The sequence below is a fragment of the Paenibacillus xylaniclasticus genome, from assembly GCF_004001065.1.
Classification (GTDB): Bacteria; Bacillota; Bacilli; order Paenibacillales; family Paenibacillaceae; genus Paenibacillus_T; species Paenibacillus_T xylaniclasticus.
The window spans coordinates 89,707-105,197 of record NZ_BIML01000007.1 but is presented as its reverse complement, the minus strand read 5'-3'; the positions used below and the strand labels follow the sequence as shown (position 1 = coordinate 105,197).

Below are 15,491 nucleotides of genomic sequence, written 5' to 3'. Positions count from 1 at the left end.
GCAACGTCCCTTTCCGAAACGAGCCGCTTACGTCTTCGTCTAACGCACCCGTTTACCTATTCAAACTTACTACCGTACCCGCTAATTCCATAACATTAATGGATTAAAGCTATTATGCCTTCTATGTATGCGCTGCGTCAACTCTAGAACGATACCGGCAGAGTAAGGCAAGCAGATAAAATTGACTCTAATCGATTCAAAAAGCCCGCAACCGCTTTTTCGCGTTTACGGGCCAATCTTTAAATTAATACGTGATGAGAGAATTGACCTCGATACCTTGGAGCTTTTCGCGGCCTGGCAAATAGCCAAGCTCAATCAAGAAAGACGCGCCAACAACCTCGCCGCCCAGTTGGCGGATCAGGTTGATCGTCGTTGCGATCGTACCGCCTGTCGCAAGCAGATCATCCGCAATAAGTACTCGCTGTCCTGGTTTGATCGCATCTTTATGAATCGCAAGGCTGTCTTTGCCATATTCAAGATCATAGCTGGCCTGAATCGTATCATAAGGCAGCTTGCCGGGCTTCCGGATCGGCACGAAGCCTACGCCCAGCGCGAGAGCCAGCGGAGCGCCGACAACGAAACCGCGCGCTTCCGGACCTGCCACAACATCAATCTCCTTATGCTGGACTGCTGCTTTCATCGCATCGATCGCTTGTCGGTATACTGGTCCGTTCTGGAGCAGGGTCGTAATGTCCTTGAAGCGGATACCCGGCTGCGGGTAATCTAGAATAACACGAATATGGTCTTTAAAATTGGTCACATCAATCTCCCTTTCGTAACATACTGAGCAAATGACTCTATAGAATCATAAATGATACCGTTCATAGCTGCTTCCTGCTGCGACTGCCGATATATCGTAGACGCAGACAGCTCTGTCTTGGCCGGTGATTCCACGACCGTCACGATACCGTCTTCTCTGCGTATAAATAATAATTCCTCGAATACACTGAGCATCATTGTCATTGTTTCCGGCGGCCAGCCGCTTAGCTCGGCCAGCCGCTCTGGAAGCCCTCGCTCTGGAGCTCTCCTCATTCTTCTCAGCGCTTGGTAGACCACTCCGAAATCGGCTCGATCGGGAAAACCATTCCTGCCGGTTCGATTGCTCTGCGGCTTCATGGGATAGAGTAAATGTATCGCCTTTATTTCAGGCAGCAACTTCACCGCCGAGAGCAAGCTGCTCGCGGACGGTGGAGTACCGTATACGATAAGCTCGCGATATCGCGCACAGTCATCAGGAGGCGTACCACCATACTGCCACAATGTATACCCTTCACTACCAGTATCTATTCTAGCACAAGCCGCAGCCGTTTCACTGACAGACTCTGCCGCCGTTACAATCGCTACCGGCCGGCCGCTCCTGCTTGAAGCTTCAAGCAGCTGCCGAAGCAGAGCGTGCGGCTCTCGTTCCTCGCGCCAGTCGAATAGCTGAAGCTGATCAATACGCAGATCCTGCAGCATCAATTGGGGCTTCCGGCTGCCGTTCCATTCGTTAACTGACAACTCGCCAAGCAAATCAACCGCAGCGCCATGAGAAATTCGCTCCGCTAACTCGCCGAAGCCGAACCCGACAGCTTCGATACGGCCTCGGCCGCTCCCAACGGTCAACCGGAGATGACGGTTATCCTTGCCCATCGTTCGCTTGTCGACAATCGGCTGTGTAGCAATCATAATGCGCGGAGCAGGGTTGCCTGCACCGAACGGCTCGAGCATTGCCAGCTGATCAATCGTCTCAAGTGTCAGTTCGTTCAGCTCGCACACGATATCAATTGTCGTTCTCGGAATCCAATCGTCCGGCGTCAGCCATGCATCTGCAGACCGCACTAGACTAGCCTCAAGCTCCTCCAGTCGATCACGGTGCAGACTCATGCCTGCTGCCGCCTGATGTCCTCCGAAATGCTCAAAGAGCTCTTCACATTCCGTCAGGGCGGCATGCAAATCAAAGCCGTCTATTGAACGTGCTGAGCCTTTACACATTCCGGTCTCCGAGTCAATGCCTAATACGACGGTCGGTTTATAGTGCCGTTCTAGCAGCTTGGAAGCGACGATACCGATGACGCCGGCATTCCAGCCTTCGCCGGCAACAACGATGACGGATGGCTCCGGCTTACCTGCCGCGGCCGCAGCTGTACATTTATCCGACCACTGGCGCATCGCCTCCTCGACGATTTGCTCTACAATGAGCTGACGTTCACGGTTAAGAGTATCCAATCTTGCAGCAAGCCGATCAGCCGATTCACGATCGGAGGTCGTAAGCAGCTGCACCGCTCCATCTGCATGATCCAGCCTACCGCTAGCGTTGATTCTCGGTGCCATTGCGAAGGCAACATTCGTTGCTGTGATACGCGCAATATCGACTCCAGCTATTTCAGCTAATGATACAAAGCCCGGACGAGCGCCGAACGCCATCTTCTGTAAGCCCAGCTTGACAAGCACTCGGTTCTCTCCGGTCAACGGCATTACGTCGGCAATCGTGCCAAGCGCTGCGATATCGGCCCACTCGACAGGTGGTCTTCCCAATAGTGCCGTCGCCAGCTTGAATGCCACACCGACTCCCGCAAGCGACTTATAGGGGTAAGAGCATCCCGGCTGCTTCGGATTGACGATTGCATAAGCGTCCGGCAGCTTCTCTGGCGGTTCGTGGTGATCGGTTACGACGACATCAATACCTAAAGTACTCGCATATTCAATCTCGTCCACGGCACTAATACCCGTGTCGACCGTGACGATCAACGAGACGCCTGCTTCAGCGGCAAGCTCAACTGCCGCTCGATTCATTCCATAGCCTTCTCGAGTACGATGTGGAATATAATAATCGTAATCTGCACCGAGTTGTTTCAACAAGTGGATCATTAAGGACGTACTGGATACACCATCGGCATCATAATCCCCGTATATCCGAATGCGCTCTTGCTTCTCCAACGCCCGGCGGATACGCTGCACCGCTAATTCCATACCGGCCAGCTTATACGGATCATGCAGTTGCTCAATTCCGCCGTGCAAAAAAGCGGAGGCTTCCTCTGCCGTCTCGACGCCGCGGCCGACCAATAGCTTGGCGACGAGCGGCGGAAGCTTAAGCGACTGCATAATAGCGGCCGCCGCCTGTTCCCGGCGTTCATCCCATTCCGGGTGAGACCACCTCGTTCTGGACTCGATCATCGGCGTAATGCCTCCTGTTCTTACACAATGAAAGACGCTGCGGCTACTGCAGCAGCGTCGGCATATGTTCTTGATTCGGATCATGATTCGATTTGTACGGATAGCCTGGATCGTACGGCTCAACATGTACGGTTGCCTCGGTGACGTGAATATACCGTTTCATAATGAGCTCTTTTACCCGTTTTGCAATTTCGTGGCCCTCCAGCACAGATATGCGCGGATTTACGCTTATAACAATTTGAACGACAATATAATGTCCATGCTCACGGGCACGAAGCGATTCGACCGTTACAACGCCTTCTACGCGCTGAATAATTTCCATAAGCTCAGATGCCTGTTCCTCTGCTCCGATCGATTGACGCTTGTGCGTCGTAAGCTGCAGCAAGCAGCCGTATCCTTTATACACAACAATTAATGCAACGACAATAGCTGCACAACAATCAGCTGATTCCAACAGCGGAGCATTAGCATAGCGGCTGTACGCCGAACCGCCTGCACCGATAATCGTAACGATGGAGGCGATCCTGTCGAACAGCTGTCGTCCGTGCGACGGCAGCAGCCACTCTTTTAACAGCAGCGCAGCTGCGGCGAACGCTGCAGCCGTCCAATCCGGAACTGGTACGGAATCGTTACGCAAGCTGCGTATCGCTTCGAGACCAATCTCGACGCCCAGCAGCAACGTAATCGCAGATACGATTATAACAGCGGCTGCACCGTTGTTATCACGCGACTTCTTACTTCCGCGCAATCTGCTCTCATCGGCTTGAAATCCGCCTGCAAGCGATTCAGCACATCCGGCGATAGACCGAATGGAATCTGCCATTAATGCCGTGCTTCCCGATAAAAGCGCTACAGCCGCCTTACCAAGCGCCAATGCTCCATTACCCCATATCCCTGCATGCATCGCAGAGAACCGCTTGTCTGATAATCGATTAGCGCTCATGCCAGCCTCCTCTTACGAAGCGACCGGTGCTTTTGCCGTCTTACTCGGTTTTGGTTTATCGCCGCGCAGGATGAGCCATAGCGGGCTTGCGATACAGACGGAAGAGTAAGCACCGCTCGCAAGACCGATAATTTTCGCAAGTGCGAACAGCTTGATCGATTCGCTGCCGAACAGATATAAGCTCACTGCAACAATCAATACAGTAAGAACGGTATAGATGTTACGTGCCATCGTCTGCCACAGACTCGCATTGACGAGCTCAGCCAACTGCTCTTTATTCTTCTGCTTACTGAACCGCAGGTTTTCACGGATTCGGTCGAAAATAACGATTTTGTCGTTGATCGAGTAACCGATCGTCGTCAACACCGCCGCAATAAACGGAAGATTTACTTCTAGACGAAAAATCGAGAACAACGCTACGACTACGAAGGCGTCATATAGAATCGCGATGTTCGCAGCAAGTGCAAATCTCCATTCGAAGCGAATCATGACATAGATCATAATCGCGATACTAGCGATAATAACCGCATAGATCGTCTTGACTCCGAGTTCTCGTGCCATATCCGGCGATACGACGTTTACTTCTTCGGTCACTTGATCGCCGAACTGCTCTCTGAACGTCTTCAAAATTTCGGATACTTGTGTCTGCTCAAGCACTTCGTCGAAACGGACGGATACGCGCTGATTGCTTGCACCGCCGAGCGTAAGCTCGATGTTGTCATAGCCGAGCTTATCAAGCGTCTCCGCTGCCTGCTCTTTCGTAATAGCTGCTCCGACTTCAAGGTCCATATGGGTACCAGCTTTAAAGTCAACGCCAAGATTCAATTGAACTGCGAACAGCGAAATAATGCCGATGACGACAAGAAGGGCTGACGCAATGAAAAATTTCTTCTGGTGCTTAATAAAATCAAAGCGGATTTTCGTATGGAATCGTTCGTTATAGTGCACGGATCTCCGCCTCCTTCACGCCATAATAGCTTGGTTTCTTAAACATATTGCTCTTAATGAGCAGATGAATAAGGAAACGGGAGAAGAAAATATTCGTAAGGATACTAACAAGAATACTGAAGATCATCGTCAGCGCAAAGCCGCGAATCGCGCCGTTGCCGATGACATACAGAACAACGCTGGCGATAATGTTCGTAATATTCGCATCCATAATCGTACGCAGAGAGTTCTTCGAACCCGCCTTAAGCGAAGACAGCAAGCTCTTGCCGCTGCGAATCTCCTCTTTAATCCGTTCGTACATAATGATGTTCGCGTCAACTGCCATCCCGACACCAAGCACGAATGCCGCGATGCCTGGCAGTGTAAGCGTTGCGTTCATGAGATTGAATACAAGCAATAGCAGCCATATATACGACACAACCGTAATGCCTGCCACAACGCCTGGAATACGAAACAATGTGATAAGCAGAATCAGAATGATGGCGGAGCCGATCGCACCGGCTTCGACCGTCTGGTGCAGCGACTGCTGACCGAGCTTTGCGCCGACGCTTTGCGTATACTTCTCCGTCAGCTTCAGCGGAAGTGCGCCAAGGTTGATCGTATCCTTCAGCTTGGTTGCTTCCTCAGTCGTATAGCTGCCGCTAATTTGCGCCGTGCCGCCGCTGATTGGGTAATTAACCATCGGAGCGGACAGCAGCTCTTCATCGAGATAAATCGCCATCGTCTTGCCCGTCAGCTTCGTCGTCACATCCTCGAACTTCTTCGCATCCTTCAGCTTAATGGTGATGATTGGATTACCGAACTCATCACGCTGCAGGCCTGCACCATTCTGTACGAAGTCGGTGCCGTTGAGCACGACATTGCCGTCAGGATCACGGAACGTCAGGTTGACCGGCTTCTTCAGCATATTACGAACTTCTTCTTCATTCGTTACACCGGCCAGCTTAACACGAATTCGGTTGCTGCCCTCAGTCGTAATCTCTGGTTCGGCGATGCCTTGTGCGTCGATCCGTTTCTCCAAGCTCTTGCTTGTTTCTTTCAAAGACGAAGGCGTTACCTTCTCTCCACCTTCAATAGGCGAAGCTTCATACAGCACCTCGAAGCCGCCCTTCAAATCCAAGCCTAGCCTAACATCGTTGACCAATCCCGGGGTTGTCCAAGCGAATACGCCGGCCATAATGACGATAATACCCAGGAAGGCAATAAACCTGCTGCTTCCTTTCATAACCCGATGATCCCCCTTATATTCACAATAGTCCTATTATACCGAGTGGGCAAAATGCAGTCAAAAAAATGCCGTTTCTCGTCAGAAACGGCTGCCTCGATACGCATTCAACGTCAGCTGATTCATGAAGGTTGTGACCTTGAGTGATAAAATGTCATTCACGATTGTATGCAGCGCCGGTTGACCGCTCTTATGATACTTGCTGCTCACACAAGACCATATTTCTTCCGCCTCAACATGCTCGTATCCGATAAGCCGAAATTCTTCCGCCTTACTTTCGCACAACGTTTGCACCACTCGTTCAAACTCTTCTTCCACCATCGCCCGCACTTCCTTTCCATTGCCATCCTTTCAATCATGCTTTGGGCAACATTTATGTTAATTCGCCTTGGCAATATCGAAATCCTGCCGGGAAATTTTGAAAAAACAGTCGCACTTCGCTACTCTACTTTGGACATGCGCCTTCACTTGTCCGCATATGGATGGTGTATGGAGCTTGTTCATGAAGAGAGGGAAGAATGTGACGAAACAATCATTTATGAAGGGCGCTATGATTCTGCTGATCGCGGGCGTCGTGAACCGACTGCTCGGCTTCGTGCCGAGAATTGCTCTGCCGCGCATCATCGGCGCTGAAGGCGTCGGCATTTATCAGCTCGGCTATCCGTTTCTATCGGTGATGCTGACAATCGTCATCGGAGGCATTCCTCTAGCTGTCTCCAAATGGATTGCCGAAGCAGAATCGCTCGGCGATTCGCGCAGAGTCAAGCAAATCTTCAGGGCTGCCATGGCACTAACCCTCTCGCTCGCGCTTGGGTTGACCGTGCTGCTTGTGTTGTTCGCGCCGATGATATCGACTCGTATTTTGCCCGATGCCCGGGTCTATCAAACGTTCTTATGTATGACGCCGCTCGTAATTATCATCGGTATTTCGTCTGTCTATCGCGCATACTTCCAAGGCAAGCAAAATATGATACCAACCGCCGTTTCCCAGGTGACGGAGACGGTCATCCGTATCGTTTTCCAGCTCATGCTGGCCGCGTTACTGCTGCCATACGGCTTAGAATGGGCGGCAGCCGGCGCAATGCTCGGAACGGTGGCAGGCGAAATCGCCGGTCTAGGCGTTACGCTGTACCATTATTACAAGGATCGCAGGCTGCAATCCAAGCAAACGGTCGATTCGTACCCTCCATCCCATCAGCCTTCGACCAAACGTCACGCACCAGTTACACGCCGGCTGCTGCGATTGTCCATTCCGGTAACGGGAAGCAGAATGGTCGGGTCCATGTCGTATCTGCTCGAGACGATCTTTACGAACCGCAGTCTTGCGATTGCCGGCATCGCCGTTGGAGCAGCAACCTCCCAGTATGGTGCCCTTCAAGGAATGGTCGTCCCGTTAGTGCTGCTCCCTTCCGCGTTAACCTACTCGTTATCCGTTTCGCTTATTCCTTCCTTAGCCGAAGCTGCTGCTCGCGGGGATTGGCCGCTCATTCAGAAACGAATTCATCAATCGCTTAGATTATCACTCGTCACCGGCGCCCCGTTCGTCGTCGTCATGACCCTGTTCGCTGAGCCGCTTTGCCGGATAATATATCATCATCCCGATATAGCGCCAATGCTAAGGCTCATTGCGCCTTTCGGACTATTTCTCTATCTGCAAGGGCCGTTCCAAGCAGCGCTTCAAGCGCTCGATAAGCCGGGCACCGCCCTTATGAATACATTTATAGGTGCAATTGTTAAGCTCGTTCTCATTTTGCAGCTGGCCTCGAAGCCTGAGCTTGGAATTTACGGCGCGGCGATCGCGATTTGTCTCAATATCGTGATCGTCACCGTATTGCACGGCTGGAGCGTCTCAAGGCTCATTGGATACCGGATGAAATTGTTAGACCTCGTCAAGGTAGCTGCTGCGATGACGATCATGAGCGCTTTCGCTCTATGGTTAATGAGAAGCGCTTGGCTGCCGCATGAGGCGCTTAATTTGATGGTTGCTGCCTTGGGAGGCGTATTGCTCTACACTGTCATCATGGTCATGACGGGAATCATTGACCGTTCGGATATGGTCCGGGTGCCGCTTATCGGTAAATGGTTTAAGTCTTAAGCTCATTTTTTGATCCGTTTTCCATCGACATACCATCTTCCACGATGATCGATCGTACACAGGAACACGTCCTTAAAATCGGTAACCCCATATTTTTGCAGCTCATTTTTGAGCCAAAATCTTGTTTTTTCCATCTTCTTCAGGTTCTCGTCCTGAACCTTGCCATCCATGATAAGCGGTACTGGAAGCATCTCAAACCGGTACTTTTGCGGAAATAGATCGGACTTGCGCTCTTCCTGCTTAGTCACCATCCCGAGCGGGGATGCCGTTTCGAATTGCATAAGCCTTGTATCGAGCCTTCCGAAACCTTTCGAAGGCTCCGCCGTACGGTGCACATGTTCCTTTTCTTTTTTAATAACCGACAGCTTGCCGCTTGTCTCCAATATCGCGAAATCGACATCCCCTACCGTGCTGACGCCGTTTTCCCTAAGCTGCAGCATCAGATCGTCCAAATTATAACGGCCCTTTCTCATTACACTCCGATTCAACTTGCCGTTCTGAACAATAATACTCGGTTTGCCATCGAACAACAGCCGGATCTTTCGGTTCTTCATCGCGATGAACGAGATAATGATCTGAATGACCATTAACAACGCCATCGGGAAGACGCCATGCCACATGGAACGACTCGTATCCTCAATAACGATGACCGCAATTTCAGCGATCATGAACGAGATGATAAGATCAAGCACCGACATTTTGCCAATTTCTCTTTTACCCATAAAGCGCATGACCAAGAAGACGACGAGGTAAATCAGAACCGTTCGAATAAACAGACTTCCGAACTCAGCTGCTTCCACGCCTAAATCGACCTCCTTTTCCTGCGTCCATCTTGTACTCGGTATTGTCACCTGCACTGCGTGCCGTCATGCGGCCGAATTGTTTCGAATTATTGCCACGCTTGTACTAAACGGACTTCCTGAGCCATAAAGTGAAAGTAAGTCCAATTATCGATCCGTACGATGGAAATGGGAGGTTGGTTCGGTCGTGAATCCTATCAAAAATGTATCGAAGGTCAGTGTTTCTTCACCAACTCTTGCCGGCGCCATCACAGCGTGCATTTGGCTAGCGGCAGGCGCACTGCTACTTTCGCTGTTTCTCCGTTTCGGCAGCATGCAGGAATCGTCGCTCCCGATGTACGCCTTGACGGTTCATGGTTGTTCCTCACTCGCTGGAGGATTCTCCTCAGGCAAGCGCTCTGGCCGCAAAGGCTGGTATTACGGCGGAGCACTCGGCATTATCTATTCGCTGCTAATCATTTTGATCGGCTTTCTCTCGATTAACGCGGGCTTATCTGCTCATACTTGGAAAATGCTTGCCATTGTTATTCCAGCTGGCGCCATCGGAGGCATGATCGGAGTGAATATGAAAAAATAATGGCTTCATCGTGTTCTTCCCCCTAATTGATGTATACGAATACAGTCGCTCAGGACATCATGAACTACATAGGGGGTTCTTTAATGGTTTTGTTCGACAATATGGGAACTGTGGCGCTGTATACAACAGTTGCCGTTATTGTACTGATTGCATTCAGCATCGCTGGTAATCCATTCGCTGCGGGCATTGAATTTATAATAAGTCTAACTTCTTCCCCGCGATACATGTTCCACTTCATTGCCATGCTAGCCATACTCGTGCTGAACAAGAACGAAATGAAGCTCGAAAGAAGTATGGAGTACAACATCAACTTCACCCGATGGTTCCATTCCATTGAAGGAGACTTCGTCGCGAACCTGCAGCACACGTTTCAGAACGCTATGTTAACCGCTGTGCTTTCTTTTCTCTATATCGTCGTGTTCCAGGCGATGTTAATTGCTTCGATATTTATCTATTCGTACAAGAACAAATCGAAGCAGCTGTACTATGCAACTTGCTATGCGGTAATGATTAACTATTTTGCTGCGATTCCGTTCTTTCTGTTCTTCCCGGTTGATGAAGTATGGGCGTACGCTCCGAACGTCGATTTTCTAATGCTGGACGTATTTCCTAATTTCGAGACCCAGTACCGCGCACTATCAGGACTTAACAACTGCTTCCCAAGTCTACATACTTCGATGTCCGTTACGATCGCGATTCTAGCTGTCTATTCCGGAATTAAGAAATGGGCAGCCTTGACCTGTATGATGGCAGCGGCGATCATTTTCTCGATCTTCTACTTAGGAATTCATTGGTTCATCGACATGTGCGGAGGAGTAATACTAGGCGTATTCGCGTCCTGCCTCGCAATCAAATTGTCCCAAATGAACCTATTCCGCTTTCCGGATCGTCTCACGTCCCACCCATTTGCACCAGAAGAATTGAAATAGGAATATATGAAAAAACACACCTAACGGTGTGTTTTTCGTTCTCTGTCCTATTCTGTCTTCTCCAACGATTTCTCCAGCTTATCTGCTTTCTCCGGCTTCTCAGCCGGTGCAGGTGCACTGGAGACAACATTGCCGATCGCACTGCGCTCGAACGTCATCTTAACCGTATCGTTAACACGAAGAACGACTGTATCGCTGTTGAGCTCTACGATCGTACCGTGCAAACCGCCGATCGTCGTAATTTTGTCGCCTTTCTTAAGCTGGTTCATCATCGCGTTACGCGCTTTCGTTTTCTTCTGCTGCGGACGCAGCAGCAAGAAATAGAATACGGCGAACATAAGAATGAAAGGCAGGAGCAAACCCCAAATACCACTGCCTCCGCTGGTAGCAGCTTCTTCTGCAAGATACATTGTGTAACCTCCTTTGTTAGAATCCTCTCTCATTGTCATTCAGTCCGTACTGAGCGAAGAACTCATCCCGGAAATCAAGTAGCCGGTCGTCCATTATCGCTTGGCGTACATTCCTCATGAGCTGCAATAAGAAGTGCAAATTATGGTACGTCGTCAGTCGAATGCCGAATGTTTCATCGGCTTTGATCAGATGACGAATGTACGCGCGTGAATAATTGCGGCATGTGTAGCAATCGCAGGCAGGATCCAATGGTCCAAAATCATCTGCAAATTTAGCGTTTCGGATGACAAGACGACCTTCGCTTGTCATCGTCGTGCCGTTGCGTGCTATTCGAGTCGGCAGCACGCAGTCGAACATATCGATGCCGCGAATAGCGCCTTCGACCAGCGCATCGGGCGAACCAACGCCCATCAAATAACGTGGCTTGTTCGCAGGTAAAAGCGGCACCGTACAATCGAGCATCTCATACATGAGCGGCTTGGATTCACCTACGCTAAGTCCACCTATAGCATAACCCGGGAAATCCATAGCGGTCAATTGCTCCGCGCTTTGCTTGCGCAAATCGGCGTACATCCCGCCTTGAACGATTGCAAACAGCGCTTGGTCATGCTTGCGGGCATGTGCATTCAAGCATCTCTCAGCCCAGCGTGTCGTCCGTTCAAGCGATTGCTTCACGTAATCGTAATCAGCCGGATACGGCGGGCATTCATCGAATGCCATCATAATGTCGGAACCAAGTGCGTTCTGAATTTCCATCGCGACTTCCGGGGAAATAAACAGCTTGTCCCCGTTCAGATGCGAACGGAATGTTACGCCTTCCTCGGTAATCTTACGCATGTTCGCTAGACTAAACACTTGGAAACCGCCGCTGTCCGTCAGAATTGGCCTGTCCCAATTCATAAACTTATGCAAGCCGCCCGCTTGCCGAACGATCTCGTGCCCAGGGCGAATAAATAGATGGTACGTATTGCTCAATATAATATGGGCATCCATCGATTTCAATTCTTCCGGGCTCATCGTCTTGACCGTCGCCTGCGTGCCTACCGGCATGAACGTCGGCGTGTCAATTACACCATGCGGCGTATGCACCCGTCCGAGACGAGCGCCCGATTGCTTGCACACTTTAATCAACTCGTATTTAACTGCCACGTTGTCCCTCTTCCGTTCCTCAATCGAATTCGATCGATCTTAATAGATAAACATTGCGTCACCGAAGCTGAAAAACCGATATCGTCGTTCAACCGCTTCCGCATACGCCTTCATAATCGCTTCCCTGCCGGCGAGTGCACTAACAAGCATGACGAGCGTCGATTTCGGAAGGTGAAAATTCGTCAACAAAGCATCTACAAGCTGAAAATCGTAGCCCGGGTATATAAAAATGTCTGTCCACCCGCTGCAAGCTTGAATGGGTTTACCTTCAAACCGACGGGCAACGCTCTCCAGTGTGCGGGCAGATGTTGTGCCCACCGCAATAATACGTCCTCCGTTCGATTTGGTTTCAACGATTTGCTTTGCTGTCGTATCCGAAATTTCGTAATACTCACTGTGCATGACATGCTCCTCGACCGTATCAGAGCTCATCGGCCGAAACGTACCCAGCCCGACATGCAGCGTTACATACGCTATCTTTACGCCTCTTCGCTGGAGCCTCTCAAGCAGCTCCTTCGTGAAATGCAGCCCTGCCGTCGGAGCGGCAGCCGAGCCTTCGTGACGTGCATAGACGGTCTGATAACGCTCACGGTCCTCCAGCTTCTCCTTAATATAAGGAGGAAGCGGCATCTCGCCCAGCTGATCTAGCAGCTCATGGAAGATCCCTTCGTACACGAAGCGCACGATTCTTGCTCCATGCTCGCCTTCTTCTTCGACGACCGCCTTCAAGAGCGTACTTCCATCCTCCTTGCTTCCGAAAGCAAGTGTCGAGCCAGCCTTCAACCTCTTTGCCGGCTTCGCAAGCGTCTCCCATCGGTTGTCGCCGAGCTCCTTGAGCAGCAGCAGCTCAACCTTAGCTCCGGTATCCGGCTTTATACCGAACAGCCTTGCCGGAATAACGCGCGTGTCGTTAAGTATAAGCAGATCGTTCTCGCCCAGCTGCTGCTCAATATCAACAAACGTACCGTGCCGAATATCGCCCGTCTCCTTGTTCAGCATAAGCAGACGCGATGCAGTCCGCTCGGCTAAAGGCGTCTGAGCGATTAACTCCTCCGGCAAATCGAAATCAAATAAATCTACATTCATTGTGTCCGTCCTAACTAATCTAATAGAGCCTGTCCCTTACTGCCCTTCGATCGTAATATCTTTATAATAGTATTTCAAGATGTAAGCATAGTCATACCCAAGCTGTGCCAGCCCGAGCGCGCCGTACTGGGACAAACCGACGCCGTGACCATTACCATATCCATTGAAATAAAATTGCGGATCACGGGTTGCAGCACGTACATTACCGTCGCCGTCTGCAATGTAGAAATCAGTGGAGGACAACGCTTGACTCGTTCCTGCCGCTCCCTGGATGTACAGCGTTGATGGACTATTCGGCCGCTCGCTCGTTGCCCCGTTAGCGCCTAGCACCGTAACTCTTGCCGTCTCATCGATCGTAAACCGTGTGCTCGGCAATCCACCCATCAGCGTTCGGTAATTAATTGGCGACTTCGTCGTCAAAGGCGAACCATTAGCCTCCATCGCGATCACCCGTCCTGACGGACCGAATGTCGCTTCCAGTGTACGAACCGGCGAGGAAAGACCGGCCGATTTCATAATATCCTCTGCCGAATAAGGTCCCTTCACCCAAGACATCGTGTTGGATTCCACAACCTTACCGAGTACAACGACCTCTGTCCCTGATGCCAGCTTAGCGATCGGCGTTAGTTTATCGTCGACGACCGGCGTTAACCGAACATTCACATTGTCCGTATTCGTAGCCATCACTACAGCGCCGACCGGGTTCTTTTTGCCTGTCTCCTTGAGTAGATCTTCCCGTATGTACCCTGTTCTTCCAGCAGGTATGGCGACCTTATACCATCGCTTTAAATTTTTCTCTGCACTCTGATCCGGGCTTGGCACCGACTTTAAATAGGAAACTGCGTTACCCCATATTTCGGTTGCGTCAGCCGTCTGACCGCCTGCATTCGACGAGAACAAGGCTTCAATCGGCTTGCCGTTATAGAGCGCAACCTGCCCCTCCGTAGCCTTCACCGCACTCGTCGTCGATTCCTTCTCGGCCCCGATTCCTTTATATACTTGACTAAGCTCTGTATCGTTCACATGGGCAATACCAAAGCCAAGTCCTTGATACAGCGCGTATGAACGAGCTGCGACAGCCTGTGATTTCAACGCTTCAGCAGGCCAAGATGCCGGCATCTCTGATGGAACAACAGAATATAAATACTGCTCGAATGGCAGTTCATTAATTATAGCAAGCTTGCCGTTATAAGCACTCGCCTCGAAGCTTCCACGATATGTTTGCTCAGAACGCTCCTTCAGCGAAATGCCCTTCGATCCATCCGTCGACAGCCATACTTTGGCTGATCCCGCTGGGAACGAAAACGATCGATACGACGACTTCGCAGTGCCGGTAACGGTATGATCGTCACGAATAAGCAAATAAGGCGATGAGCTATCCGCCTCATGAAGCGCAATCGAGCTGCTCACCTTAGCCGCTTGGCCTTTGATTGCCGACAACGCTGCAGCATCTGCTGCTGAACCGACCATTACGCTATATACCGTCTTGCCGCCAGTGCTTCGAATCACCGGATAGGCATCCAGCCCCGCCGAAGCGAATTGCAGCGCGACTTTTCTTGCTTCCGATTCGCTGGCATATCTTCCGCTTTCAAGATGAAGCGGTCCCATGACGATGCCTTTCGTCTTGCCAAGCAGCGAGCTGATTGTGCCGTCCGTACTCCACTTATCAAGTGCTGTTTTGGCTTCAGCTGCTGTACTATAGCTGCCTTCCGCAACGACAAAAACCGTCTTGCCGCTCTTGCTCTGCGAAGTGATAACCGCTGAACCGCCAAGCGCATTCAGTCGCTTCTGTATGGACTGCGCTGTAGTAAACGTAGTCGTTTCAATTAATTTCGCTTTGTAATCATCAATTGAAATTCGAATCGGATCACTACCTGCTGTAAACCACGGCTCTATAGCAGCTGGCGTCCGCATGCCGATCTGAAGCTCGTTTGCTGTGAACGTTGCTGCTGATGTTTTGAGGCTGTACTTGCCTGGAACATTTATAAACAGAGCAACGCGTATCGTCTCCAACCTTGGAACCGATGCCCCTTCTGACGGCGGTGCCGTCCATACCGACACGGATATCGCAATTGCTGCCGTCAACACGGCAGCAACCGCCCCTCTCTTCAACTTCGCCCGATTAATTGCCACTTTAGAAGTCCACCTCCTCTGTCCATTCCGTTATCCGAT

At 50.8% G+C, this 15,491-nt stretch carries 14 protein-coding genes; 3 read left to right on the top strand and 11 right to left on the bottom strand.

Translation table 11 applies throughout. The features are described 5' to 3' along the window. Positions 1-244: 244 nt before the first annotated feature. From PXY01_RS10980 to PXY01_RS10955, 6 genes are all read right to left on the bottom strand, one after another. The gene (locus tag PXY01_RS10980; RefSeq protein ID WP_246027873.1) at positions 245-760 is read right to left on the bottom strand and encodes an adenine phosphoribosyltransferase; all 516 of its coding nucleotides are present in this window, start codon (positions 758-760) and stop codon (positions 245-247) included. After that, positions 757-3,156: a single-stranded-DNA-specific exonuclease RecJ gene (gene recJ / locus PXY01_RS10975; protein ID WP_127569898.1), complete on the bottom strand. Its 2,400-nt coding sequence runs from the start codon at positions 3,154-3,156 to the stop codon at positions 757-759. The genes PXY01_RS10980 and recJ overlap by 4 nt, the downstream gene beginning before the upstream one ends. A 43-nt stretch (positions 3,157-3,199) precedes the next feature. Then, positions 3,200-4,099 (bottom strand): cation diffusion facilitator family transporter, encoded by a 900-nt coding sequence (locus PXY01_RS10970; protein WP_127569897.1) that lies wholly within the window; start codon positions 4,097-4,099, stop codon positions 3,200-3,202. Positions 4,100-4,111: 12 nt separating this feature from the next. After that, on the bottom strand, positions 4,112-5,047 hold the full coding sequence (gene secF, locus PXY01_RS10965; protein WP_127569896.1) for a protein translocase subunit SecF: 936 nt from the start codon (positions 5,045-5,047) through the stop codon (positions 4,112-4,114). After that, positions 5,037-6,272: a protein translocase subunit SecD gene (secD, locus tag PXY01_RS10960; RefSeq protein WP_127569895.1), complete on the bottom strand. Its 1,236-nt coding sequence runs from the start codon at positions 6,270-6,272 to the stop codon at positions 5,037-5,039. Before secD ends, secF begins: the two co-directional genes overlap by 11 nt. Positions 6,273-6,353: 81 nt before the next feature. Next, positions 6,354-6,593 carry a post-transcriptional regulator gene (locus PXY01_RS10955; protein ID WP_127569894.1) on the bottom strand — a complete coding sequence of 80 codons (240 nt, stop codon included), beginning with the start codon at positions 6,591-6,593 and terminating at the stop codon, positions 6,354-6,356. A 199-nt stretch (positions 6,594-6,792) separates the two neighbouring features. Here PXY01_RS10955 and spoVB point away from each other — a divergent pair, with 199 nt between their 5' ends. Then, entirely contained in the window at positions 6,793-8,367 is a 1,575-nt protein-coding gene (gene spoVB, locus PXY01_RS10950; RefSeq protein WP_127569893.1) for a stage V sporulation protein B, read from the top strand. Between the two features lie 2 nt (positions 8,368-8,369). Here the strand turns inward: spoVB and PXY01_RS10945 are convergent, their stop codons facing one another. Beyond that, a complete protein-coding gene (locus PXY01_RS10945) occupies positions 8,370-9,167 on the bottom strand; it encodes a YetF domain-containing protein (protein WP_246027872.1) in 798 nt (265 codons plus the stop codon). 187 nt (positions 9,168-9,354) lie between these two features. On the opposite strand from PXY01_RS10945, the gene PXY01_RS10940 reads away from it, so the two are divergent. Together PXY01_RS10940 and PXY01_RS10935 are read left to right on the top strand one after the other, a co-directional pair. Beyond that, a complete protein-coding gene (locus PXY01_RS10940; protein WP_127569892.1) occupies positions 9,355-9,744 on the top strand; it encodes a TIGR04086 family membrane protein in 390 nt (129 codons plus the stop codon). Between the two features lie 83 nt (positions 9,745-9,827). Next, positions 9,828-10,673 carry a phosphatase PAP2 family protein gene (locus tag PXY01_RS10935; RefSeq protein ID WP_127569891.1) on the top strand — a complete coding sequence of 282 codons (846 nt, stop codon included), beginning with the start codon at positions 9,828-9,830 and terminating at the stop codon, positions 10,671-10,673. A 47-nt stretch (positions 10,674-10,720) separates the two neighbouring features. Here PXY01_RS10935 and yajC read toward each other — a convergent pair whose 3' ends face one another. Genes yajC through PXY01_RS10915 form a run of 4 tightly spaced genes read right to left on the bottom strand, consistent with a single transcriptional unit; the run spans position 10,721 to position 15,452 of the window. After that, positions 10,721-11,083, bottom strand: coding sequence for a preprotein translocase subunit YajC (yajC, locus tag PXY01_RS10930; protein WP_127569890.1), 363 nt, complete (start codon positions 11,081-11,083; stop codon positions 10,721-10,723). A gap of 16 nt (positions 11,084-11,099) precedes the next feature. After that, positions 11,100-12,233 (bottom strand): tRNA guanosine(34) transglycosylase Tgt, encoded by a 1,134-nt coding sequence (gene tgt / locus PXY01_RS10925; protein ID WP_127569889.1) that lies wholly within the window; start codon positions 12,231-12,233, stop codon positions 11,100-11,102. Between the two features lie 39 nt (positions 12,234-12,272). Continuing rightward, on the bottom strand, positions 12,273-13,319 hold the full coding sequence (queA, locus tag PXY01_RS10920) for a tRNA preQ1(34) S-adenosylmethionine ribosyltransferase-isomerase QueA (protein ID WP_127569888.1): 1,047 nt from the start codon (positions 13,317-13,319) through the stop codon (positions 12,273-12,275). 36 nt (positions 13,320-13,355) lie between these two features. Continuing rightward, positions 13,356-15,452, bottom strand: a complete 2,097-nt coding sequence (locus PXY01_RS10915) for a SpoIID/LytB domain-containing protein (protein ID WP_246027871.1) — start codon at positions 15,450-15,452, stop codon at positions 13,356-13,358. Positions 15,453-15,491: the final 39 nt, after the last annotated feature.

Bases quoted from the DNA above. Each gene is read 5' to 3' on its own strand.
- queA (WP_127569888.1), bottom strand. From the start codon at position 13,319: ATGAATGTAGATTTATTTGATTTCGATTTGCCGGAGGAGTTAATCGCT.
- PXY01_RS10955 (WP_127569894.1), bottom strand. From the start codon at position 6,593: ATGGTGGAAGAAGAGTTTGAACGAGTGGTGCAAACGTTGTGCGAAAGT.
- recJ (WP_127569898.1), bottom strand. From the start codon at position 3,156: ATGATCGAGTCCAGAACGAGGTGGTCTCACCCGGAATGGGATGAACGC.
- secD (WP_127569895.1), bottom strand. From the start codon at position 6,272: ATGAAAGGAAGCAGCAGGTTTATTGCCTTCCTGGGTATTATCGTCATT.
- PXY01_RS10970 (WP_127569897.1), bottom strand. From the start codon at position 4,099: ATGAGCGCTAATCGATTATCAGACAAGCGGTTCTCTGCGATGCATGCA.
- yajC (WP_127569890.1), bottom strand. From the start codon at position 11,083: ATGTATCTTGCAGAAGAAGCTGCTACCAGCGGAGGCAGTGGTATTTGG.
- PXY01_RS10935 (WP_127569891.1), top strand. From the start codon at position 9,828: ATGGTTTTGTTCGACAATATGGGAACTGTGGCGCTGTATACAACAGTT.